A 528-nucleotide genomic window follows, 5' to 3' on the forward strand; every position below is an offset into this window, starting at 1 on the left:
CCAACATTCATGTTGTTACCGTTGCGGCGGCAATTTTGGCTTCTCCTCGAGCATTTCTCGTTCGACTATTTGACGCGCCTGTCGCCAATACTCGTCCGCACATCCTTCCATGCTTCCGTCTTGCTGCCACAGTTCATAGGCTCGCTTGCGGATCCGCTCCTCCATTGTTTGCTCCTCCACAGGTCCTCCGGTCATTTGATCTCGAGTACCGAGATCCTAGAAAGCCAACCTCACGAAGAAAAGCGGGCTCCCGGGTTGGCACTTCGGGACGCTCCCTGAATATGCTGCTCTTTATCGATGAATTCCGTCGCGCAGCGTGGTCACTTGACGCGTGGTCACCGGCGCCGCGCTATTGCCCCAGGTGCTGCGAACAAACGTCAGGACCTGCGCCATCTCCTCGCTCGTCAGTTTCTTGTTGAACGCGGGCATCTTTTCCCGCGGCGGACCACTCGTTGTCTGCGGACTTTGCCCCCCTTCGACCAGAAGACGGATCAGCGACGACGGATCGGCCGCAAGAACAGCCGGATT

General features: G+C 57.6%; 2 protein-coding genes. Both read right to left on the reverse strand.

The window, feature by feature from the left end; all coding sequences use genetic code 11:
- Positions 1–15 precede the first annotated feature (15 nt).
- Positions 16–165: a DUF2934 domain-containing protein gene (locus AWB68_RS46100; RefSeq protein ID WP_235028912.1), complete on the reverse strand. Its 150-nt coding sequence runs from the start codon at positions 163–165 to the stop codon at positions 16–18.
- 126 nt (positions 166–291) lie between these two features.
- The coding region (locus tag AWB68_RS48765) for a c-type cytochrome (protein WP_374729676.1) at positions 292–528 on the reverse strand (237 nt) is incomplete at its 5' end.

The organism is Caballeronia choica, from assembly GCF_001544535.1.
GTDB classification, from domain to species: Bacteria; Pseudomonadota; Gammaproteobacteria; order Burkholderiales; family Burkholderiaceae; genus Caballeronia; species Caballeronia choica.